This is a genomic window from Tannerella forsythia (genome assembly GCF_001006485.1).
GTDB classification, from domain to species: Bacteria; Bacteroidota; Bacteroidia; order Bacteroidales; family Tannerellaceae; genus Tannerella; species Tannerella forsythia.
In genome coordinates this window covers 25,727-48,795 of record NZ_JUET01000057.1, presented here as the reverse complement: position 1 = coordinate 48,795, position 23,069 = coordinate 25,727, and the positions used below count along the sequence as shown (strand labels likewise).

At 46.6% G+C, this 23,069-nt stretch carries 22 protein-coding genes; 7 read left to right on the top strand and 15 right to left on the bottom strand.

What is annotated here, in order from left to right:
- Positions 1-5 precede the first annotated feature (5 nt).
- From Tanf_RS14715 to Tanf_RS02935, 9 genes are all read right to left on the bottom strand, one after another.
- Complete coding sequence (locus tag Tanf_RS14715; RefSeq protein ID WP_140230604.1) at positions 6-254, bottom strand: hypothetical protein; 249 nt, start codon at positions 252-254, stop codon at positions 6-8.
- Between the two features lie 11 nt (positions 255-265).
- Complete coding sequence (locus tag Tanf_RS02965) at positions 266-487, bottom strand: helix-turn-helix domain-containing protein (protein ID WP_005875005.1); 222 nt, start codon at positions 485-487, stop codon at positions 266-268.
- Between the two features lie 117 nt (positions 488-604).
- Positions 605-1,327 carry a hypothetical protein gene (locus Tanf_RS02960; RefSeq protein WP_046824857.1) on the bottom strand — a complete coding sequence of 241 codons (723 nt, stop codon included), beginning with the start codon at positions 1,325-1,327 and terminating at the stop codon, positions 605-607.
- Positions 1,328-1,352: 25 nt separating this feature from the next.
- The gene (locus Tanf_RS15455; protein WP_236684370.1) at positions 1,353-1,673 is read right to left on the bottom strand and encodes a hypothetical protein; all 321 of its coding nucleotides are present in this window, start codon (positions 1,671-1,673) and stop codon (positions 1,353-1,355) included.
- Positions 1,674-1,706: 33 nt separating this feature from the next.
- Complete coding sequence (locus Tanf_RS15450) at positions 1,707-2,276, bottom strand: relaxase/mobilization nuclease domain-containing protein (RefSeq protein WP_236684369.1); 570 nt, start codon at positions 2,274-2,276, stop codon at positions 1,707-1,709.
- Entirely contained in the window at positions 2,266-2,628 is a 363-nt protein-coding gene (locus tag Tanf_RS02950; RefSeq protein WP_046824856.1) for a MobC family plasmid mobilization relaxosome protein, read from the bottom strand. Before Tanf_RS02950 ends, Tanf_RS15450 begins: the two co-directional genes overlap by 11 nt.
- A gap of 126 nt (positions 2,629-2,754) precedes the next feature.
- On the bottom strand, positions 2,755-3,552 hold the full coding sequence (locus tag Tanf_RS02945; RefSeq protein WP_236684368.1) for a DUF8464 domain-containing protein: 798 nt from the start codon (positions 3,550-3,552) through the stop codon (positions 2,755-2,757).
- Between the two features lie 303 nt (positions 3,553-3,855).
- Positions 3,856-5,061: a virulence-associated E family protein gene (locus Tanf_RS02940; protein WP_371706616.1), complete on the bottom strand. Its 1,206-nt coding sequence runs from the start codon at positions 5,059-5,061 to the stop codon at positions 3,856-3,858.
- 14 nt (positions 5,062-5,075) lie between these two features.
- Positions 5,076-5,432, bottom strand: a complete 357-nt coding sequence (locus Tanf_RS02935) for a helix-turn-helix domain-containing protein (RefSeq protein ID WP_046824855.1) — start codon at positions 5,430-5,432, stop codon at positions 5,076-5,078.
- Between the two features lie 271 nt (positions 5,433-5,703).
- On the opposite strand from Tanf_RS02935, the gene Tanf_RS02930 reads away from it, so the two are divergent.
- Positions 5,704-6,501, top strand: coding sequence for a hypothetical protein (locus Tanf_RS02930; RefSeq protein ID WP_046824854.1), 798 nt, complete (start codon positions 5,704-5,706; stop codon positions 6,499-6,501).
- A 52-nt stretch (positions 6,502-6,553) separates the two neighbouring features.
- Here Tanf_RS02930 and Tanf_RS02925 read toward each other — a convergent pair whose 3' ends face one another.
- From Tanf_RS02925 to Tanf_RS02905, 5 genes are all read right to left on the bottom strand, one after another.
- On the bottom strand, positions 6,554-7,261 hold the full coding sequence (locus tag Tanf_RS02925) for a hypothetical protein (RefSeq protein ID WP_046824853.1): 708 nt from the start codon (positions 7,259-7,261) through the stop codon (positions 6,554-6,556).
- 20 nt (positions 7,262-7,281) lie between these two features.
- Positions 7,282-8,544, bottom strand: a complete 1,263-nt coding sequence (locus Tanf_RS02920) for a site-specific integrase (RefSeq protein WP_046824852.1) — start codon at positions 8,542-8,544, stop codon at positions 7,282-7,284.
- 12 nt (positions 8,545-8,556) lie between these two features.
- Positions 8,557-9,111 (bottom strand): helix-turn-helix domain-containing protein, encoded by a 555-nt coding sequence (locus Tanf_RS02915; protein WP_046824851.1) that lies wholly within the window; start codon positions 9,109-9,111, stop codon positions 8,557-8,559.
- A 210-nt stretch (positions 9,112-9,321) separates the two neighbouring features.
- The gene (gene dnaK / locus Tanf_RS02910; protein ID WP_014224119.1) at positions 9,322-11,229 is read right to left on the bottom strand and encodes a molecular chaperone DnaK; all 1,908 of its coding nucleotides are present in this window, start codon (positions 11,227-11,229) and stop codon (positions 9,322-9,324) included.
- A gap of 199 nt (positions 11,230-11,428) precedes the next feature.
- Positions 11,429-12,898 (bottom strand): glycoside hydrolase family 125 protein, encoded by a 1,470-nt coding sequence (locus tag Tanf_RS02905; RefSeq protein ID WP_014224118.1) that lies wholly within the window; start codon positions 12,896-12,898, stop codon positions 11,429-11,431.
- A gap of 265 nt (positions 12,899-13,163) precedes the next feature.
- Between Tanf_RS02905 and Tanf_RS02900 the strand changes: the two genes are divergently transcribed.
- From Tanf_RS02900 to Tanf_RS02885, 4 genes are all read left to right on the top strand, one after another.
- Positions 13,164-14,615 carry an SGNH/GDSL hydrolase family protein gene (locus tag Tanf_RS02900; protein ID WP_041590620.1) on the top strand — a complete coding sequence of 484 codons (1,452 nt, stop codon included), beginning with the start codon at positions 13,164-13,166 and terminating at the stop codon, positions 14,613-14,615.
- Positions 14,587-15,981: a GDSL-type esterase/lipase family protein gene (locus tag Tanf_RS02895; RefSeq protein ID WP_236684367.1), complete on the top strand. Its 1,395-nt coding sequence runs from the start codon at positions 14,587-14,589 to the stop codon at positions 15,979-15,981. Before Tanf_RS02900 ends, Tanf_RS02895 begins: the two co-directional genes overlap by 29 nt.
- A 50-nt stretch (positions 15,982-16,031) precedes the next feature.
- Positions 16,032-17,549 carry an MBOAT family O-acyltransferase gene (locus Tanf_RS02890; RefSeq protein ID WP_046824869.1) on the top strand — a complete coding sequence of 506 codons (1,518 nt, stop codon included), beginning with the start codon at positions 16,032-16,034 and terminating at the stop codon, positions 17,547-17,549.
- Between the two features lie 165 nt (positions 17,550-17,714).
- Positions 17,715-20,573: a M16 family metallopeptidase gene (locus tag Tanf_RS02885; protein WP_046824850.1), complete on the top strand. Its 2,859-nt coding sequence runs from the start codon at positions 17,715-17,717 to the stop codon at positions 20,571-20,573.
- A gap of 125 nt (positions 20,574-20,698) precedes the next feature.
- Here Tanf_RS02885 and Tanf_RS02880 read toward each other — a convergent pair whose 3' ends face one another.
- Entirely contained in the window at positions 20,699-21,556 is an 858-nt protein-coding gene (locus Tanf_RS02880; protein WP_046824849.1) for an MBL fold metallo-hydrolase, read from the bottom strand.
- A 91-nt stretch (positions 21,557-21,647) separates the two neighbouring features.
- On the opposite strand from Tanf_RS02880, the gene Tanf_RS02875 reads away from it, so the two are divergent.
- Positions 21,648-22,181 (top strand): DUF4924 family protein, encoded by a 534-nt coding sequence (locus tag Tanf_RS02875; RefSeq protein WP_046824848.1) that lies wholly within the window; start codon positions 21,648-21,650, stop codon positions 22,179-22,181.
- 18 nt (positions 22,182-22,199) lie between these two features.
- Positions 22,200-23,063, top strand: a complete 864-nt coding sequence (rfbD, locus tag Tanf_RS02870; RefSeq protein WP_046824847.1) for a dTDP-4-dehydrorhamnose reductase — start codon at positions 22,200-22,202, stop codon at positions 23,061-23,063.
- Positions 23,064-23,069: the final 6 nt, after the last annotated feature.

The following is a 23,069-nucleotide window of genomic DNA, read 5'->3' as shown; positions in this document are numbered from 1 at the left end:
TATATTTATTTAGTTGTGTGACCAATATGACTTCCTTTAACATCTCCTACAATAGAAATAGGATTATCTCCACTTTGAACAATTTTTTGTTTAACTGAAAACGAATTGTCGTTTGCAACAAAGAAACTTACAAATGAAACAATTCCTCCAACAATAGCAACTATTGATTCCATTGATTTGTCAATTATTGCCCAAATGATTGTTGCTATCAAATAAATAGCATTTAATATCAGCATTATTAGTTTTGATTTCATAACTTCTGAATTTATTTGCTCTTCTGTCTGTTTTCCTTAGTGCCAATCAACACTCTCACGTCCACCTCTAATATCTTCGCAATTTCAAACAATATGTCCAAACTTGGTTGACGGCGGTTGCAGACGTAGGAATTGACGATGCTGAAGCTTTTGCCGAGTTTTTCGGCAAGCCATGTTTGCTTGATTCCTTTCTCCTCAAGCACTTCTTTTATTCGATTCATGGGTTTATCCATCGCGTTCAATGTTCTTTTGATAGCGCAAAGATATGAAATGAAATAGCATAGAAAAAGGGAATGAGGATTTATTTTCTCATTCCCTTAAATCTTTTAATGGGTGTAGAAGAGAAGCATTTATTTCCGTTGTTTTATGAACTCTGCCTGCTTCTGAAGTTCATTTGCTTGGGATGTGTTCAGGCGGGCTCGCTCTGTCTTTTCTGCCTGTTCTTTGACCAATCGTTCGTAAGTTTCCACTTGTTCTCGGATGAGAGCAATCTGCTCTTCGTCTCTCTGATAAGTAAAAACCGTTTCCAAGTCCATTAGTTTTTCCTGATTGGCTTCTCCATACATTTTGATGTGGCGATACTTCAAGTCATTATCCGACAGTTGACCGTTTTGTCGCATTTGCCAAAAGTTCCCAATCAGAGAAAACAAAAGAACAAGCCCCATACAGCAAAGAGTGATAACCGTTTTACTGTTCTTAAAGTCAAGACTAAAAACATGTTCTTTACGGATGACAGTACGACTCTCTTTGCCCATCTCATCAATTTTTGCCTCGATGGCTTGTAGAGTCTCTTTTTTCTTTGAATCCCATCCAGCCAGCTTCTCGAAAGCTATCTCCAGTCCTGCCACTACACTCTTGGTAAGTATTTCTTCCAAAACTCTGATTTGTTCGGGAGAAAACACCTCTTGCTTTGAAAGTGTATTCATCTTCCCAAAAAGTTCCTCGATTTTACTCAAATCGATTGTTTGTTGTTCAGATCTTCCTTTTAATGAGGTAGTCATTTCAGTAAGACTTTGCTTCAATTCCTCAAATAGACCATATACGGTCGAGGTATCCATTCTATCTGTATTCATATACTTTTTCTTTTGTGATTAAACATTAGTGCAGTACCCTGCGTATTCTGATTTTGCTTTTAGCTGCCAACTTTCTGGCTTTCAGAGCCTGAATGTATTCGGCAAGCGTTGCATCATAATGAGGACTATTAAAGAGAGAGAAAATGCTTAGTTGCCCGATAAGAGAATCAAGAGCATCCATCACACCTCCTGTTTCTGATGTTTTGAACTCTTGTTTTTCTGCCACTTGCAGTGCTTGATAGGCATTGTCTTTAATCTGCCTGTCAATCTTTGAGAAGCTACATTCTCTATCTACATGGGAGCCTGAAATCCGATTAGATGCCTTGAATCTTATCTGTATTGCCATTCATTTTGAATTCCAAGCCTATACCTGATTGCTTTAGGGTTGCTGCAACTGTCTCCACGTCAAACTTTGAGGAATAGCTTTTTTGAGAGCATCGTAAATCTCATATTTGGTTTTGTCGTTCCCTTTCAGCCGTTCACGCTTGACATTCTCTTTTCCAGAAGCAATATATAATCCGTATTTCTTAGTCAGTTCCATGCAGACCTTTGTGCTACGTAGTTTTTCATTTTGATCTGAAATTCTTCGACCATCGTTATCAATACGATTGATTACCATGTGTATGTGTGGATGGTCTGTATCGTGATGACGAGCAATAAGATACTGTGTATTGGAGTAGCCCATTTTCTGTAAATATTCCTGTGCCACCTTGACCATAAAAGCATCCGTTAAACGCCCTTTATCTTGAGCTGAGAAATCTAAAGAAATATGGGCTACAGGTTTCGTAATCTTGGGGTTGAGTTTACTTTGAGTAACAAAGCTTCGGATTATAGCTTCTCTATCTTTCAGACGAAAACCTTCTGCCTGCAAGAGCTGAGCACGCTCTTTCTCCAAAACATAGTTTATCACCCCTCGAAACCCTCTCCCCTGAACAATCTTAGCAATCATCTTCGATTCGTTTTATGATGTTGTCCAATCTCTCAGTAATCGCAAGGTTGTCTTGATAGACTCGTGTGTATCCCATAGCATTGGCTTTGTGGGCAATCTGATTGACATTATTGGCCATTCCTCTTAGCTGACGAAGGTGACTCATCAATTCGGGAGATAGTCTTTGCCTGACTATACTGGCAGCAATACAACGACGGATGTATTCACTTCGGGTAATCCCAGCAAGACGTGCTTTAGCTTTCAGAGAGTAGAACTCCTCGGTTGCCATTTTCAGAGTAATCTTATATTTCTTCTTTTCTACTGGTCGTTTGGGTGGGCGACCATTCGTATTGCGATTTTCTATTGTTTTCATTGCTGTACTTGTTTTGATTTATAAATAGACCAACGGGATGAATCAATCCTCGAAGAGCAAGGTTTTGGTCTGACCAAAACACAAACTTGCTCCCCTAATAATCAAAGGACTTGACTCCATACCCATTCATCGTTTGAGTCCCCGACTTTTCATTCTCGGAGGAGAAATGAGTTCTTGATTTTTTCGACAGAGAAAATCATTCAAGTCTTTATGCTCCCCATAGAGGCTGGAGCAATCATTAACGGGAAGATTCATTCTCCGAAGCACTTCAAGCGTTTTCTTTCCTGCTGCATCGTTATCGAGATAAGCGTTAACAATGGCATATTTCGAGAGTAAGGAATAAGCCTTTTGGAGATTGTTTACAGAGTTCAGTACAATCGCAGATTCAGTATTTCTGTCAGGATAAAGAGTGCAAAAACTCAAGTAATCCATAAATCCTTCAAAGAGATTGATAGTATCCGTATTTCGATCAAAGGAGGAGATACTGGAAGGAGGTAAACAGCCTTTGAAATAGAGATTACGAATGGCATAACCTCCCAAGTCGTTGGGCATTCCGATAGCGTAATAAGTACGCCCTTTTACTTGATAGTGAACCTCACGGCAATATTGTTTCGCCACAGAGCAATCAATCTTACGGTCTTGCAGATATCTCAGCAAATTAGGATGATGCAAAGAGACGGCTTCGATTATTTTCATCTCTTCGCGCCTCTCTACCTGTCGTTCAAAGTCGTTCTGCGTAAGAGAGCTAATCTCTACACGGTTTTCTAACAGTCCAATTGATTGAGACAGTGTGCAGCCATGTAGTTTCATAACCAAATCAATTATGCTGCCGCCTTCTCCTCTTCCAAAGTCATACCAGAGGTTTGCTCTGTAATCAACCTTGAAACTTGGGCTACTCTCTTCCCGAAAAGGGCTTCGATACATTCCATAAGTCGTATAAGCCTTTATTTGCCAAATAATCCTTCAGAGATAAGGATTTTATATGTTCAATATTCATCATGTTTTTCTAAGTTTTTGAGATTCTCCTTACTACATGAATATGGATGGATAACTCATTCACAGTGAAAAGAAAAAGAGTCGTAACCTATTTTCTTGTAGTAGTATCATCGGTGCGAGTAGTAATTCTGTTGTAAGACAGATTATAAAACCATACTACACGCTCAATCTTTTTTCTTTCACCGGATTAGCATCTCTTGTAGTAAGTAGTAACCGTAATTTATCAATAGGTCAAAAGGAACTCACGAATGGATTCGGAAAGACTTTCCTGATATGATAGACATACATAGGGTTACCTCCTATCCGTCGGGACTTTCGTTCAAATCCTGCTTTGCGCAGAGCTTCCCCCATTCGTTTTTCAGAGAGGTTCAGCGTAGTGTATCCACGCAAATAATTCAGGACTTCCGAAGTGGTCATATAAGACTCTTCCGTAGGACTTGGTTTCTCAAAGCCTTTGAGCAACATTTCGTATTCGACTGTCTGCACATGAAAGCCTTCGCTCTCTCGGTGCAATTCTGCAATTTCCGCATCATCAAACCAGTACCGATATCCACTTTTCCAATACCACCAAGCCTCCGAATAAACCTTATTGATATCAACCTGTTTAGCAGCTTCTATGTCAATAGCTTCTACCTCAAAAGGAAGAAATCGGCGGCTACCCGTCGGATCTGTAAGGAAGTCATTGCCATTTACCGAAGCCATAAAACTGGCTAAGTGAGGATACTCTTCGATGTACGTATCGTATGGTCTGCGATACTTAACCCGTGGAGTAGTGATGAGATTCTTCAACTCATTTTCGTCTCTTTTGTTGAGGGCTTTGAGTTGGTCGTCGATATTGATAAACAGGTATTCGGCTATAAGGGTCTGCGTATCCTTGTTTTGAGGGTCAATAGTACCTGTAAACAAATATGCTTTCAGCTCCACGGGACAAAGCAAGTCTAAGAAAGTTGTCTTAAACTTACCCTGCTCTCCAGTCAAAACCAGACAGGTGTGATTGCGACAGAATAAATCATCCATCGCATTCGCCACCACTGCAATAAGCCATTTGGTCAAGTAGGTTTGCCACTTCTCAGGATTCCGAACCGTTACGCACGAAGCCAAGTGAATAATCTCCGAATCCTCTCCCTCGTTCCACTTCGATAGTTTTTGGAAATACTCCTGTACAGGATTGATACGCGGGCAGAAATCACTTTCCAATATCGCTCGTATATTCTCTGCCGAAGTACTGATACCTTGTGAAGAATCCAACAGCCGTCGCATGGAGTTGATATCGAATTTACCAAGTGGGAAGAACGGTTCTTCTTTATTCGAGTATCGAAACTCCGTGCGACTTTTTACGGTGTTGAATCGAAAGTCATAGTGCTCCCTTAGAAAGGACTCTATCCGTTCATTCTTGGATTGCTTCCCTTCTGGTCGTTCATCCATTTCTTCTTTCATCGTTGAATAGATATTTAGAAATGAGAGCGCTTGGCCTTCTTTTCAGAGATAAAGAGCTTTGAGTCTTCGGCAAGTTCTCGCACAGTTTTTCTACGACCATTGGCTATCCATTCGAGCAACTCATCCTCGAAGAAGTAGAGTTGCTTTCCGTTCTTGTAGCAAGGGAGTAAACGCTTACGCACAAGCGTATAAATTGTAGGCTTGGCTTTCCCGATGATTTTACACGCCTCATCTATTCCGATAGGAATGCGTTTTGGAGAAATAACTGCATCTTGCCCTTTCTCGACCAATGCTTTGATCTCAGCTACTTCGTTCACTAAGTGAGCTACCGCCTTCGATAGATTCTCAAAAGAAATTTCGTTGTTGTCCATGTCTATACTATTTTGAGTTTAACATGGCACAAATGAATAAAGTGTTTTCCCTGTGATTCAAAACACGGAGAAAACACTACAAAAACACTATGATTGCTACGTTTTTCTGTTTACTAAGACAAAGTAGAAGTGATAAAAGTTTTTCCAACCCAAAGTTTGTAGTAGATATTGTAAGTTTGTTTATAATTGCATTGAGGGATGAAAAGGTTGAAGTCTGTTGAGGTGTAAACCTTATTTAGAAAATAATAAGTAGCAAATAAACGGAGTTTATATGAACGAATTTGATCAACTTGAGATTGAGTATAAGAATCATAAAGTTTTTGAGGAACTCTCTGATTTTTCGGAGTTTTATCGATCTTTATCCTACAGTATAATGATGTTTGTGAGTCAGGGGACTAGAGCTTTTTTGAATCTGGATACTTACGTATTTAGCTCAATAGGTAGCACTCTTGACTCTATAAAGATGGTGTTGGCCAATGGGGGTATTAATGATGGATACTCTTTGCTCAGGAAATACTATGATGCAACCATAATTAATGTTTACACAAATGTTTATTTAAGGGATCATTTTAGCATCAGCAACTTCATTGTTGAACGTATTGATAATTGGAGAAAAGGCACAGAGAAATTGCCCTCCTTTCAAATAATGTCTCAATATATTAAAGACTCAGACAAGCTAAAGCCCATAACGGAATTGCTCTCAAAAGACAGATTTTACAAAGAAATTAGGAAACGCTGTAATGATCATACTCATTACAATTACTACAACAATATTCTTCTGAATGACAAAAAGTTATATCTTCCCCATCGTGTTAAAACATTAGATATTTTCTTGAATGATTTAACAGCAGTTTTTGTTCAACACTTTGCCTATCTTTTTCATCTTAACAACCACTATATGATGGCATCTGACTATATAGATAGTCTGGATTTAGGATTGGAGCCCGACGAAGAGTCGCAGTATTGGGTAGCTCCATTTATTCAAGTCGCATTTGATAGGTGGATCAAAACTAATAGATCAGACATCGCTGAAGAGATAAAATCTAGAACGGATATGCATTTAGAATAATGCAGAAAGAATCTACTATTTGGAAGTTTTTCTTATCGTTCTCCTCATTTATTCAAAGGAGCGTAAGACACTTCTGTATCTTGATTAGCCCTTTTTGTTCTTCATCTTTTAGATGACTTTTGATGGTGTCGGGCTCAACGTCTTTTAATGCATCGGCAAAAACAAGTTTGAGAAAAAGAGCAACCTCGTCTTGTTTGCCGATACTGAAATGCTTCCAAATATTCCAGCCGAAATGATACAGGTCTAAAGAAGTAAGTTTTGCGACCCTGACAGGTTGAGGGTTTTGCAAGACGTTTCCTTCTGAATAAGCTGTAATGTATTGACAAAGTCGTATCAAATCGTCATCAGAGATATAAGGGGCAAATTCATGCTGTGTATAGGAGATTGCTATCTCCAATTTCTCTTTTGATTTATCGCTTTGTTTCCGCTGTTGGTTAACTCGTATCTCCTGAATGAATTCGGGCTCTATACTATTTGGGTCCAAATCCCGCTCAACTTCTTTCTTTTTTTGAAGTGATGATGGAGAATGCTTGTGAGGGAAAAACTTCTTCACAATAGCTGTGAACAAGCCGTCAATCAGAAGCATCAGGGCTGAATAGAGAATGATGCCTACACCTGTAACAATCCAGAAAATTACAGTTGCAGTAAATTCATCAACTCCAGCCGATACAAAAACAAATCTCACAATTATGCCAATTAAGGCACACGCCAGCAGGACGGATAAATAAACAATTATATATTCAAAGTACTTAGACTGCATTTTTATTCATTTTTGTGAGGTTATTCCTGAGTCTTTGTCTCTATCGTATCCAATTTTATGGCTTGTGCCGCCTTGTTTTTCTTTTCATCGACCACCTTTGCATAGATTTGCGTTGTCTTCACATTCGTATGTCCCAGCATCTTACTTACGGTATAAATATCTGTACCACTGGCCAGTTGTAGAGTAGCGTAGGAGTGGCGAAAGCAGTGAAAGCTTATGGACTTTTTGATGCCTGCAGCCTCTATCCAACGCTTTAGAGGTTTAGAAATCCATGACGGATTAGGCAGGTCTTCAAAAACTAATTGTTCTGGCAATCTTCGTTCTCCACATAGTTTTAAGGCTTGTTCCGAAATAGGCATATACTCCACTCCCTTGGCCTTCTTTTGAGTGAAATGTAACCTCGGCTGTTCTCCATCCATGTTGATCTCTTTCCACTTTAGTTTCTGAATATCACAGTGGCGTAATCCTGTCAGAGCAGAGAAAAGAGCTGCCCGTTTCATCACCTCACGATCACAAGGGGTTGAAGCAAGCGTATTTAACTCCTCTATGGTAAGGTATTCACGGCGAGCCTCCTGTTCCTGAATACCTTTTATTTTTGCAGATATATCAACGGTTAGATAACCATCTATAAATGCCTGTTTGAGAGCGGCCTTGAAAATAGAAAAATAAGTGGATGCCGTATTGTGAGAAATAGTACCACATTTATTCCCTCCACGAGGGGCTGTCAAAAGAAAACGCTTGTATTCCTCTGCAAAAGCATTGTCGATTTTGAAAAACGGCAAATTTTCTCCCGCATACATTTTAAGAAAGTCCAGAGCTCTCTTCCAATTGACAAGAATAGAAGTGGAGCTATTTTTGTGTCGTTTGTACATCGCCTCTCGAAAATAAGCAATGAAATTTTGTTGTAAACGTTCCTTTTGCTCCGCCTGTGCCGTATCTGCATCGCTGTACAAATCGGCATTATCGTATTCTCTTTGACGGAGCCTTCTCACCTCATCGGCATAGATACAAGCTTCTTGATCGACCTCGCTTTTGCACTGTATCACTCCATTCAAATCTCGCTTAGGTTTGTACGACTTGCTCGAAGATGTTGTCCGTGCAGTCCGAGTTTTATCCCAGACTACCGTAGTTACTATGCGGTTGAGATACTCACGGACACGTTGTGGTTCGGATTTGCCCGCAGTATAGACAGGATAACTCTCAATGTAGAGATACCACTCATTACGATATGCACTCTTGCGAAGTCGCACAGTTACTTTCGTGTTATGTAATTCTTTTCTCATGTGTATCTAAGGTTATTTGTACAGTTGGTCTATCTCTGACTTTGGGGCATAGACATAATTGCCAATCTGCCTTATGGGAATGGAAAATTTCCTAATATGCTTATATACCGTGCCTTCCGTAACACCAAACTTGGCTGTTATTTCACCAATCGTGTAACAATACTCTGGCTCAAGGTTGTAGAGTTTAGCCTCATTTCTTGTTCTCGGCTTTTGCTCATCAATAGGCCTCAGATTGAAGTTGCGTTCTAAATCCTCTTTACAGATGCGAGTCATCCTTTTTCCCAAGTTATAACTTCGGAGAGCCTTACTTCTGACGAGTCGGTATAGCGTATCTCTGCAAACGTCGTATAGAGCAATAGCATCGGAGATAGAGAGGTAGGGTTGATCCTTGGGAACCTTTGCGGCCCTCTCTCGTCGGAGCTCTTCCAACTTTTCCTCTCGCTTCTTTTGTGAATACGCAGACCTTGAGCATTGTATAGAACAATATCTCGATGTGATTGTCTTGGCAAGAAAGGTCTCCCCACACAATTCACACTTTCGCTCAATCTGAAATTTTGCAGCTGGCATACGATTTTCGTATCTATCTGATAATCAATTTCTCTTTTTATTTAAGTCGCACTTTATACACTAATAAGTCGCGGCACAAATATGGTACAAATATACGACTAAAATCGATAGAAAACGAAGAAATACGAGAAACTATAGAAAATAAAAATAGCAGTAAGTTGCTATCTTACTGCTATTTACTATTTGTTTGATGCTCGTTTGTGAGCGGAATTATTTCACTTCTTCGAAGTCTACATCCGTTACGTTGCCGTCTGAAGCGTCTCCTTTATTGTCTCCGGTCGGGGCGTTTTCGGTCGACGGACCGCCTGTTTGCGCATTTTGTGCGTTGTACAGGTCCTGACTGGCTGCCTGGAATACGTTGTTCAGCTCGGCCGTAGCGGTGTCAATCGCTGCGAGGTCTTGTGCCTTATGCGCTTCTTTCAGCTTATTCAGGGCTGCTTCGATTTGTGACTTTTTGTCGGCCGGCAGTTTGTCGCCCAAGTCTTTCAACTGTTTTTCCGTCTGGAAGATCATGCTGTCTGCCTGATTGATCTTATCGATGCGTTCGCGTTCTTTCTTGTCGGCTTCGGCATTGGCGGCTGCTTCGTCTTTCATTCGTTTGATTTCATCTTCGCTCAGGCCGCTGGAGGCTTCGATGCGTATGCTCTGCACTTTGCCCGTTCCTTTGTCTTTGGCTGATACATTGAGGATGCCGTTGGCATCGATGTCGAACGTTACTTCGATCTGCGGAACGCCGCGTGGTGCGGGTGGGATTCCGTCGAGGTGGAAGCGTCCGATCGATTTGTTATCCTTAGCCATGGAGCGTTCGCCCTGCAACACATGAATTTCGACCGAAGGCTGATTGTCGACTGCCGTCGTAAAGACTTCCGATTTTTTGGTCGGAATGGTCGTATTCGCATCAATCAGACGGGTCATGACGCTACCCATCGTTTCGATGCCGAGGGACAGCGGCGTAACGTCGAGCAATACGACGTCTTTGACATCGCCGGAGAGGACACCACCCTGGATGGCTGCGCCCACTGCAACGACTTCGTCCGGGTTCACCCCTTTGGAAGGAGCTTTGCCGAAGAATTGTTCAACGAGTTGCTGTACGGCCGGAATACGTGTCGATCCGCCGACAAGAATCACTTCGTTAATGTCCGAGGTGGTCAGACCGGCATCGGCCAATGCACGTTTACACGGTTCGAGACATGCCTGAATCAGGCTGTCGGCCAATTGTTCGAATTTGGCGCGGGTCAACGTACGTACGAGGTGTTTGGGAATCCCGTCCACCGGCATGATATAGGGCAGGTTGATCTCCGTGCTTGTTGAGCTCGACAGTTCGATTTTCGCTTTTTCAGCTGCTTCTTTCAGCCGTTGAAGGGCCATCGGGTCTTTTCGCAGGTCGATATTTTCGTCCTTCAGAAACTCTTCGGCCAGCCAGTCGATGATCACATGGTCGAAATCATCTCCTCCGAGGTGCGTGTCACCGTTCGTCGACTTTACTTCGAATACGCCCCCGCCCAGCTCGAGAATAGAGATATCGAACGTTCCTCCACCGAGGTCGAACACCGCGATTTTCATGTCTTTGTTTGATTTGTCGAGGCCATAGGCCAACGAGGCGGCTGTCGGTTCGTTGACGATACGGCGAACTTTCAACCCTGCAATTTCGCCTGCTTCTTTCGTCGCCTGACGTTGTGCGTCGTTAAAGTAGGCCGGCACGGTGATCACGGCTTCCGTCACTTCCTGTCCGAGATAATCTTCGGCTGTCTTTTTCATCTTCTGAAGGATCATCGCCGAGATTTCCTGCGGAGTATAGAGGCGTCCGTCAATATCGACGCGCGGCGTATTGTTATCGCCTCGTACCACCTTGTAAGGGATACGATTGATCTCTTTTTGTACTTGATCGAACGTTTCACCCATAAAACGCTTGATCGAGAAGACCGTCTTTTGGGGATTTGTGATTGCTTGACGTTTGGCCGGATCGCCTACTTTACGTTCGCCCCCTTCCACAAAGGCGACGATCGAAGGCGTTGTACGTTTACCTTCACTATTCGTAATAACCACTGGTTCGTTACCCTCAAGGACGGCAACGCACGAGTTGGTTGTTCCTAAGTCGATTCCAATAATTTTTCCCATATTTATTCTATATTAATGTTTTATTTGCTTCAATATCCTCTATGTGTTAAACACGTTGATTGACAAGCAGCAAATAGTGTGCCAAAAATGATGAAAGCGAAGACTGTCATAATTTCTGACATTTTGGCGTTTTTTTTAAGATGTTGATCTCATCTCGAGTGACATTCCGCCATAAAAAAGGAGAGTCGGAAAGACGCGATCAGAGGCTGTTCAGCAGCTCTGTTTTGCCCTCCTTTATTAATTTAAGGATCAACTCTCCGAAGAGTGTGTTTTGCCAGGCGAACCATTCACGTGTAAAATTCGACGGGTCATCCTTGTGGAACGATTCGTGCATGAAGCCTGTTTCGTTGTCCGTATCCATGAGCATGCGGATGCAGGTCTTGATTTCTATATCGTCTCGGCTGGTAAATGCTTTCATCATGATGGACATCGGCCAAACCATGTCGTAGCCGATATGCGGTCCACCGATTCCTTCGCCGGCTTTACCCTTAAAGAAGTACGGGTTATCTTCGCTCCATACGAAACGGCGCGTATTCTGATAAATCGGGTCGTTGATATCTACGTCGCCGAGGTATGCCATGGCCAGCAGGCTCGGTACGTTGGCATCGTCCATCATCAGTTGGTTTCCGAAGCCGTCTACTTCGAATGCATAGATTTTCCCGTATTTCGGATGATCGTTTACAGCATATTGTTTCAGAGCTGTTTCGACTTCGGAAGCCAGCTCCGTACATTCTTTGGCAAGGTCGTTATTTTGGTTCACTTTGTCCAGAATTTCGGCTGCTTTACGCAGTGAGCTTACGGCGAAAAAGTTCGACGGGATGAGGAATTGCAGGATCGTGGCGTCGTCTGACGGACGGAATGCGGAGGCAATCAGTCCGACCGGTTTTATGGGGTTTCCCCATCCGTAGTTGGGCTGCGTATCTGTCGATACCGCTGTGACACGTTGGAACTTGTACGGTCCGAGGTCGTTCTTGCGTTGTTGTTCTTTAAATGTACGCAAGATGCTTCGTACCGTTTCGAGCCATTGTTCGTTCGTGAAAATGCTTTTATCTCCGGTCACTTTCCAATATTCGTATGCCAGGCGAAGCGGGTAACAGAGCGAGTCGATCTCCCATTTGCGCTCGTGCAGTTCGGGAATCATTTTTGTCAGGTCTTTCTGCCATTCGCCGCCGACAGGTCCATCGTTGAATGCGTTGGCGTAGGGGTCGAGCAGGATGCATTTGAACTGACGGAGGATCACCCCACGAATCATTCGGCGCAGCTCTTCGTCTTTCTTTGCGAACGATACGTAGGGCCATACCTGAGCGCCCGAATCACGCAGCCACATAGCGTGAATATCTCCTGTATAAACGAATGTATCGTCGTCGCCGTCGATGGCGCGGTAATGGACGGTGGTATCGAGCGTGTTCGGGAAGCAGTTTTCGAACATCCATGCCAGCTTCGGGTTAGTCAGCAGTTTTTTGATACGGACAATCTCTTTTTCGATTGCTTTCGACGAGAATAGTCGTTCGGGCACGGGCGGGCGATTCGTTTGGGTATAGTCGGCCGCTACACGTACGGTCGTGTTGTCACGTTCCATGACGAGGTTGGCAGCTTTCGCTTGTGGACAACACAGAAAGAATGCAGTCGCAACAGTCGCTGCCCCCGCGATTTTCAAAGTCTTCTTCATACAGTTATCATTTAAAATAGAGGGGCAAAGATAGGGGTTTTGCTCTGCTTGTGCAATAGATGGCCCGGAGGTTGCCTGACGAAGAGCGTGGGCCTATTTCGAAAAAAAATGAGATGTAGATGTCGTAAGAGAACATCTCCGGACTTAAAAGACCACTATAGTAAGTGTCGTCATGCATTAAAATTTCAATACGTTAACCATAGGAGGGCAGCCTCGTTTGGGAGCATATGATTTTTCACGTACCTTTGTGCGTTTTTTATAAAAGATGAGAGGAACAGAAAGAAATTATTTCGGGCGAATGCTGGCTATCCTGTTGATAACGATGGCGTGTTGTCTTGGATTGTATTGGTTGCCGGATGAACCGTTTGGCATTCCGATCAAGAAAGTGGACATGCTCTCCGACCTGCGCCGTGAGGACGAAGCCCTTTGGGCCGACTCAACGGATGCGATACTGCCAGGGGCACTGATCATCGATTCGCTGTCGTTTTCCGACACGGTAACGATCCGGGGCTTCAACTTTCGGGAGATTACCCGACGAAATGTCACCTATCAAGCGCTTACATCAAGCAGGCTGGAAGATACGACAAGCGTCCGTATCGAAGATTATTCGGCGGGGCATACGGGCTTGTACCGATTTTTTACGTCGTTGAATCGCCTCCGTTCCCTGAATCGTCCCGTACGGATTGCTTTTCTGGGGGATTCGTTTATTGAGGGCGATATCATTGTAGCCGATTTTCGTGCGAAGATGCAGGAGCGTTTCGGAGGACGAGGCGTAGGATTTGTTCCGGTGGCTTCGAAAGTGGAGCAGTACCGCCCAACGGTTCATCAGCGGTCGAAAGGATGGGTCACGCGCTCGATACTTACCGACCGTAACCATAAGTATGTACTTCCGGGCCTGCTCTTCGATGCCGATTCGGAGGCCGGGATAGCCTCGATTTCGTTCAAGACGGTCGATGCGTACCCGCATCTGGACGCGGTTTCGTCACTCAAGTTCATTTATTCGCGCAACATGCAGTCGGAGATACGCTGGATATGCAACCAGTCGAAAGATACGATTGTCAATATGCTGCCGACCACCGATTCGATTGTACAGTATGAGGTGAAGGGTCGGTTTACGGACGGCCAACTGCGCTTCCATAAATCGCATGGACTCCGGGCGCTGGGGATTGCACTCGAAGATAATACCGGGGTAGTGGTCGACAATTTTTCCCTGCGCGGCAATTCGGGAATGACATTATGCGAATTGGATGAGTCGAGTTGCATGGCTTTTCGAAATGTGCGTCCTTATGATTTGATTGTCCTGCAATACGGGTTGAACGTGGTTACGGAAAAAACGAAGGAGTATGGTTGGTATCGCAAGCGGATGGTAGACGCCATTCGTCATTTGCAGTGTTGTTTTCCGGAAGCCGATGTGTTGCTGCTCAGCGTCTCCGATCGCAGCCATTACCGTGACGGCGTTTACCGCACGATGCCGTCGATACGGGCCTTGCTGCGCGCTCAGCGCGAAGCGGCGGTCGAGGCTCGAGTGCCGTTTTGGAGCGTTTTTTCGGCGATGGGAGGTGAAGGAAGCATGGTGCACTACGTGGAGCGGCGCTGGGCGAGTAAGGATTATACGCATCTAAGCTTTCGCGGCGGGCGTGAGCTGGCCGCTTCGTTGTTTGATGCGCTGATTTTAGAAAAAGAGTTTTATGATGAAATGGATAAGAAAACATATTGAATTGAAATGGGGTGTGCTCTTCGTATTCGTGGTTACGCTGACGGTCGGGTTAATCAGCGCTCGAATGAAGTCGGAATCGGAAGAGAACGAACTGACGCCGGTTTTTTTGCACGAAACGGAAGAAGAGGTATGGATGCCGCGCGCTCCACTGACGGACGATGTCCGTTCGAGTCTCTCGTTTGTCATCGATTCGCTTTGCCGGATTACAGATCCTGCACACTCGCTCGATTCTTTTTTGGAAGAGCTGCACCGATTGGCGTCAGGAAGAGACACGACGATCCAGATCGTTCATTTGGGCGATTCGCATGTGCAGGCCGGTTTCTACAGCGGCGAGGCGATGCGTTTGTTGCAACGAACTTTCGGCAATGCCGGGCGTGGTTGGATTGCACCGTATAAGTTGGCACGGGATAACGAGCCGACAGATTATTTTATCACCTCGTCGAAAGTGAGAAACTGGTCCGTGGGACGTTGTACTCGCCGCACATCGGACTGTGCATGGGGACCCGGAGGGATCGGCATTCAGGCCGATGTGTCGGGTGTCGATTTTACGATCAGCATTGCACCGAATAACGGAGCGGGTTACGAGTTCAATCAAGTGATTCTTTATCGCAATGAAGGGACTCTGCCGATGCTTCCTGTCGGGGAGGATGAACGGGTAGAGACTGTCTGGGCAAAGGCGCCTTATTCGCCGGGAGTGATGGTCGATACGTTCAAGCTGCCCACCAAGTCGGGGGAACTGCAGCTTTATACGGCCGCGCAGGGGCGACTGACACCTGCAAGTCTTTCGTCAATAAGGAATTGTTATTACGGTTTTGTGCTCACAAACGGTCAGCCGGGGATTTTGTATCATTCCATCGGGCAGAACGGCGCCATGTTTGTGAACTATACGAATGAGGAGTATATCCGGCAGTTGTCGTTGCTTGATCCCTCGCTGCTGATTGTTACGTTAGGCACGAATGAGACCTTCGGCGCCAACTTCTCGACTTCCGAATTTTTGTTGCAGGTCGACTGCTTTGTGCGTTTGGTCAAGGCGTACCTGCCTTTCACCGCTTTGGTGCTGAGTACGCCGGCCGAGAGTTACCGTTCGGTGCGTGGGCGACGTGGAAAGCGGAGTTACAAACGTAACGAAAATATCGATCTGGCGGCACGTGCTATCAAAGAATATGCCTGGCGCGAGGGAGTTGCCTGCTTCGACTTGTACGGGATGACTGGAGGAGCGAATTCGTGCGAACAGTGGCTGGCTTCGGATCATTTGGGGCGCGACCGTATTCATTTCAATGTGGCCGGTTATCAGGAACAGGGCAAATTGCTTTATAAGGCGCTTCTCCGTAGTGAATTGGATTATCGAAAACGGATGTCTTTATGAGTCTTTTGTCGTTTCTTTCAGAGACGATCTCTTCGGGAATAAAAACCGGTATGCTGTGGGAGCGTATCGGTTCGCTGTTGCGCTATCAGCCGGATGCGCCGATGCTCTTCAGTACGGGACTGTTCTTTTTTCTTTTTATCGTCTTCTTTGCAGTTTACTGGTCGTTGCGTCGGTCTACGACGACCCGTATCGTTTACGTCGCGCTTTTTTCCCTGTACTTTTATTATAAGAGTAGCGGTCTGTGGTTTGTCCTGCTGATTTTTACGGCCACGTCCGACTTTCTGATTGCCCGCGCGATTGCGCAAACTTCGCACAAGGGCCTGCGCAAAACGTGGGTGGTGCTGAGTATATGTATCAACATCGGAATGCTGGCCTACTTCAAGTACACGAATTTCCTTTACGATGTGGGCGTGATGCTGCTGAGCAGTATGGGGCAATGGATGGGCATCCGTGAACTGGCACAGTTGAATTATACTCCGTTAGATATTTTCCTGCCGGTCGGTATCTCGTTCTTTACGTTTCAGTCGCTCAGCTATACGATTGATGTATACCGCAAACGTCTCGATCCGTTGAGGCGTTGGATCGACTATCTGTTTTACGTTTCGTTCTTCCCGGGCTTGGTTGCCGGGCCGATTGTGCGGGCACGCGATTTCATCCCGCAGATGTTTCGCAGTCCGAGGCTGTCAAAGGAGCATTTGGGCGAGGGGCTTTACCTGATCCTCTGCGGTCTGTTCAAGAAATGTGTGATCTCCGACTACATCAGCATCAACTTTGTAGATCGTATTTTCGATGCGCCTACGCTCTATACCGGTCTCGAAAATTTGTTCGGGGTATACGGATATGCTCTTCAGATTTACTGCGATTTTTCAGGCTATTCCGATATGGCCATCGGCATAGCGTTGCTGATGGGAATTCGTTTCAACGTCAATTTCGATTCACCTTATCAGTCGGCCACCATCACTGAATTCTGGAGGCGCTGGCATATCTCATTATCGAGCTGGTTGAAAGATTACCTGTATATCTCGATGGGCGGAAACCGTAAGGGAAAGTTTCTCACCTATGTCCATCTGGTTGTGACGATGTTGTTGGGCGGTTTGTGGCACGGCGCTTCGATGCGTTTTATTTTGTGGGGTGCCCTGCATGGTGTTTCGCTGGCTGTGCATAAGTTTGTGATGGGGCATTTCAGCAGCTTCAAGCCGATGGGAGAAGAGATGTCTTTGTTTCGTCGAATGCTCGGTATGATTTTGACGTTTCATTTGGTATGTCTGGGCTGGGTCTTTTTTCGGGCCGATACGGTACAAATCGGGAGGGATGTGCTGATGCGGATCTTCACTGATTTTCATCCGGAGGTTTTCACACAGTTCATCGTCGGCTATCCGGGTGTTTCGATCCTCATGGCTACAGGCTACCTGCTTCATTTCATACCCAAGCACATTGATTGGAAGATGCAACGTGTAGTGACGGACTCCCCCATGCTGTTTCAGGCCTTGTACCTGCTTCTGGCGATCTTTGTGGTCATACAGGTGAAAAGTTCCGGCGTGGTTCCGTTTATTTATTTTCAATTCTGAACGTTTGTTGTCGATATGTGATTCTTCTTTTATAAAACAAATACTTAAAAATGAAAAGAATATTTTCTTTTGTTTGGAGAAGGGCGGTGATGGATATCGGACGGAGGGGATACAACCATCGGAGGAGGTGAACTATTTCTGCCCTAAAAATGTTGAAAGGATACGATGACAGTTCACGTTCCGAAAGTAAAACAAGCTTCGTCCGTTCCGGTATCGACGGAAGTTCATGAATATATACTGGACAATGGTTTGACGGTCTGGCTGAACGAAGATCACAGTCAGCCGAAAGTTTTTGGAGCCGTAGTAGTCAAGGCCGGTTCGAAGGATTCGCCGAATACGGGTATTCCTCATTACTTCGAGCATATGATGTTTAAAGGGACGGATAAGATCGGGACGATGGATTATGCAGCGGAGAAAGTATTGCTTGACGCCATTGCCGGAAAATATGACGAATTGGCGTGCACGAAAGATGTGAAGGTACGCGCTATCATTCAGCAGTCAATCAACGATTTGAGCGTGCGGGCTGCCGAATACGTGATTCCCAACGAATTTGACAAACTGATTACCAAATATGGAGGCTCGAAGTTGAATGCGGGCACGTCGTACGATTATACCGTATATCACAATCTTTTTTTGCCACAATATACGGAACAGTGGGCGGAACTGAACAGCGAACGTTTGTTGAACCCCGTATTTCGTATGTTTCAGAGCGAATTGGAGACGGTTTACGAGGAGAAAAACCGGCGAGACGACATGATTCTCAACCAGGCCATCGAGAAGTTGATGGAGACTTATTTTCGTCCGCATCCCTACGCCTATCCGATTATCGGGAGTGCGGAGAACCTGAAAAACCCGCGCCTGTCGGAGATGCGCAAGTTCTTCGAAGCTTATTATGTATCGTCGAACATGGGGTTGATTCTGAGTGGCGATTTCGATACGGAACGGGTGCTTCCCATCTTGGAGCGAACGTTCTCACGCATCCCGCGCGGTGTCGTTGAACCGGTATCGTCGGTGAAGATTCGCCCGTTTCGCGGTCGGGAAAAGACGACGGTGAAGGTTCCGCTTCCTTTGCTAAAGGCGGTGGCGCTCGGTTTTCGCGGTGTTCCGGCCAATCATCCCGATCAGACTGCATTCGACGTGGCAGTCGGCATCCTTAATAATTCAAACGGTACGGGGTATCTGGACAAGCTGATGGTGAACCGCCGGGTGATGGGCGCGATGGTAGGCGGAGAGTCGTTTAACGAGGCCGGATTCATCGGGATTGTGGTGGTGCCGAGGCTGTCGCACACGTGCCGCTCGGCCGAGAAAATGATCTGGCGCGAGTTGGAGCGGGTGAAGAAGGGCGATTTCACGGACGAGATGTTCAACAGCCTCAAACGTGAGCAGCTACGTCGTCATCTGACGGAGCTGGAAGATATCGACTCACGCAGTCAGGTGCTGGTGCGTCTGTTTTCGCAGGGCAAGACGTGGGCGGATTATCAGGAAGAGTTAGACCGTGCCGAGACACTGACGAAAGACGACGTGGTGAAGGTGGCCAACCGTTATTTCGGCGATAATTATCTCTATGTCCGCAAAAAGACGGGGCGTTATACCAAGACGCACTTGGCTAAGCCCGATTTCGCCCCCATCGTTCCGCGGCATGCCGATGCCTCGTCAGCATATAGTAAGCAATTAGACGCAATTCCCGTACAGGAAGTCCGGCCGCGTTATGTGGACTTCGACCGGGATGTGCAGACGCTTCATTTGACGCCGCGCACGACCTTGTATGTGACGCCCAACCGGGTGAATCATATTTTTACGCTTAAGCTCTCTTATGGGATCGGGCTGATCGAGGAGCCGAAGCTCAAACTGCTGGCCGGGTATATCCCGCTGTTGGGCACAAAGTCGCAATCGTTCGAAGCCTTGCGTATGCGGTTGCAGACGCTGGGAAGCACGCTCGATCTGGATGCGGACAAACACAGTTTGACGTTCAAAATTACGGGCTTTGACAAAGCTTTTGATGAGACGCTGCAGGTGGCCGGTGATTTTCTGGCGAATGTATCTCCCGATGACCGGAAATTGAAAACCCTCGTCGACGATGCGAAGGTGGCCGAAAAGGCATTCTTCAAGTCGAACAACGAGGTGGCCGAAGCGTTGTTCGAGTACGTACAGTATGGCAGCCTGTCACAATACCTGACCAAACCTTCGTTCAAGGAAGTCAAGCATATCCGGGGAAGTGAGCTGGTCGATCTCTTTTACCGTGCCACGCAGGTGGCCTGCACGATGCACTATTGCGGGACACTGGAGGCCGAAAAGGTAGCGGAGCATATCTCCCGTTTGCTCCCGCTGGGGAAGATGATCCGTCCGTCGCTCTCGCCCGTCTGGCGCGATTTTGTGACGTACGAGAAGCCATTCGTTTTCTTCTATCACATGCCTGATGTGTTTCAAAACATCATCTATGCTTATATGGCGTGCAAGCCGCTCGATACGCTGAAGAAGAGGCACGAGGCAGACCTGTTTTCGCGTTATTTCGGCGAAGGCATGTCGTCACTCATGTTTCAGGAAATCCGCGAGTTTCGTTCGCTGGCGTATTATACCTCAGGCGCTTATCGTCTGCCGCCTTATTGTCTCTCCGACAAACCTTCCCGTTTCGTAGCCTATCTCTCTACGCAATGCGACAAGACGATTGATGCCTTGAACGTGCTCAACACGCTGATACAGGAGATGCCCGAACGCCCCGAACGCATCGAGGCGCTGATCCGAGCAAGCATTAACTTCACGAACAACGAATACCCGGCCTTCCGCGACATCTCCACCAAAATTGCCGATTACCGCCGCGACGGGTACACGGAAGACCCGAACCGATTGCTGCTCGACGATATCGGCCGTATGAGTATGGACGACATTGCACGTTTCTACCGTTCTCATGTGCAGGGACGCACGCTCGTCTATGTCATCGTCGGCAACTCGCGCAAAATCGACATGCGGCGTCTTGCCGCGTTCGGAAACGTCATCCGAATAAAAAAGAAAGATTTCTATCGCTGACCGTACACGTTCTTTTCGAAGTATTTGTGTAACTTAATGCATATAAAACAATAGCAATAATTACGCCAATTGTCCCCCCCATGACTTGCAAGCCCTCTATATCCAAAACTAAGTTCTCCAAGTGCTCACCTGACTCTGTTGTTTGTATCCATGGCGCAGGGAAGGGCTTTATAGATATCGTTGATCTTCTTCACGGCCGAGCAGGGGGTATACGCGTCGTGGCAGTAGACGACGATCTGTCCGTTGGAGGAAGCTTTGTCGAGCAGGTGCACTTTGGCGTAGTAGGTTTCTAACGGACGAACATCGTACGCAGAAATCCATGTCGGAGAGAGGTGGGCGGAGGTAGGAATAACATCACCGGCAAAGATGACGGTGTGAGAGTCCGTCTCCACATCAATTACGATCTGTCCGGACGTATGTCCGTCGAACAGACGCAACCTGACCTCCGGCGTAAGTAAGGTCTCAGTTTTGATCAGACGCAGCTTGCCCGATTCACGAATGGCCTCCATATTCTCCGGGAAAAAAGAGTCACGTTCCAGTGCGTTAGGGTGAAACGCTTCGTGCCATTGCGCTTCGCTCACCCAGCACGTCGCATTCGGATAGGCCGGGATGATTTGTCCGTCTTCGCCGTATCGGGTCGTACCTCCGCAATGATCGAAATGCAGGTGGGTCAGCACGACGTCGGTCACGTCATCGGGACGGATGCCGTATTGCCGGAGCGCCTTATCGAGATCCGTCAGTTCGTGAAAGCGATAGAACGAGGCTTTCAGTTGGTCGGTATGCTTGTTGCCGATGCCGTTATCGATCAGGATCACTCGTCCGCAGCGGGTGGTTATGAGCCCGACGTGCATGGCGAGCCGGCAACGGTTTTGCGCATCAGCCTTGTAGCGACGCTTCCACGCCGATTGCGGGGTGGCGCCGAACATGCAGCCCCCGTCGGCATAAAAATAGCCCGTATGGATGAGTCGGACGGATGTTTTCATCGTTTATCGTATTGTTTCTTCGGCAAAAGTACGATTAAATTGCTTGTTTGCAATTGACATTTGTTCGGAAGTTGCTACTTTTGTACCCGCTATGATAGTGGCTCAACAGAAAAGAAAGGAAAATATGGTCGAATATCTGCTTTACATGTGGCAGGTGGAGGACCTGATCCGTGCCAACGGATTGGATATCGACAAGATTCGGGAGACCCTTATCAAACAGTACGACCAGCCGGCGACGGTAAAGGCCGAAATAGTTCGCTGGTATGAGGAGTTGATAGACATGATGCGTAACGAAGGAGTGACGGAACGCGGGCATTTGCAGATCAACCGGAATGTGATTCTTTCGCTGACGGAGTTACATCAGTCACTGCTCACAGATCCGCGTGAAACGACGTATGGCGCCTTGTACTACAAAACCTTGCCATCGATCGTGCAGTTGCGTGCCAAGGCGGGAGGCGCCGAGATGCCGGAGATCGAGACCTGCTTCACCGCCCTCTACGGTTATCTGCTGCTGCGGATGCAGGGCAGGCCCGTCAGTGCCGAGACACAGGAAGCGATGAAACAGATTCATACGTTTCTCTCTTTTCTGGCTGCCAAATACAAGGAATCGGAAACGGTATCCTGACAAAAAAACGAGAACAGGATGAAATCAATTTTGGTAACGGGTGCGAACGGACAATTGGGAAGCGCCCTGCAGCAACGGGCGAATCATCACCCGGAATGGACGTTTTATTTTACCGATGTCGATGCACTCGACATTTGCGACAAAGCGCAGTTGACGGAATACGTACGTGCCAACGGCATCGGGTATATCTTGAACTGTGCGGCTTATACGGCCGTTGACAAGGCTGAGGACGATGCCGAACGGTGCATGCGGATCAATCGTGATGCGGTGCGCAACATCAGCGAGGTAGCGTCTGAGCACGGTGCGCATGTCATTCATATCTCGACCGATTATGTGTTCGACGGACGGGGACAACGCCCTTATCGCGAAGACGACCCGACGGCGCCCACGTCGGTTTATGGCCGTACCAAACTGGCAGGCGAACAAGCCTTGCAGGAAGTCCTTCCCGATGCGGTCATTATCCGCACGGCATGGCTCTATTCGGAGGTCGGGCAGAACTTCGTTAAGACGATGTTGCGTCTCGGCGTCGAGCGGAGCGAGGTGAGCGTCGTAGCCGATCAGGTGGGAACCCCCACGTATGCCGGCGATCTGGCCGATGCCATGCTGAAGATACTGGCGCATCCGGTATGGGCGCCCGGCATCTATCACTTTTCGAACGAGGGCGTATGCAGTTGGTACGACTTTGCCCGGAAGATTATGGAGATGGGCGGTCGCAGATGTACGCTTCATCCGATCACGACGGACCAATACCCCACGCGGGCGACCAGACCGGCCTACAGCGTACTCGACAAGACGAAAATCAAACAGGCGTTCGGCCTCCGGATACCGGCGTGGGAAGAGAGCTTGACCGGATGCGTCGGCGCTTTGACAACAAACCCTTAATTATAG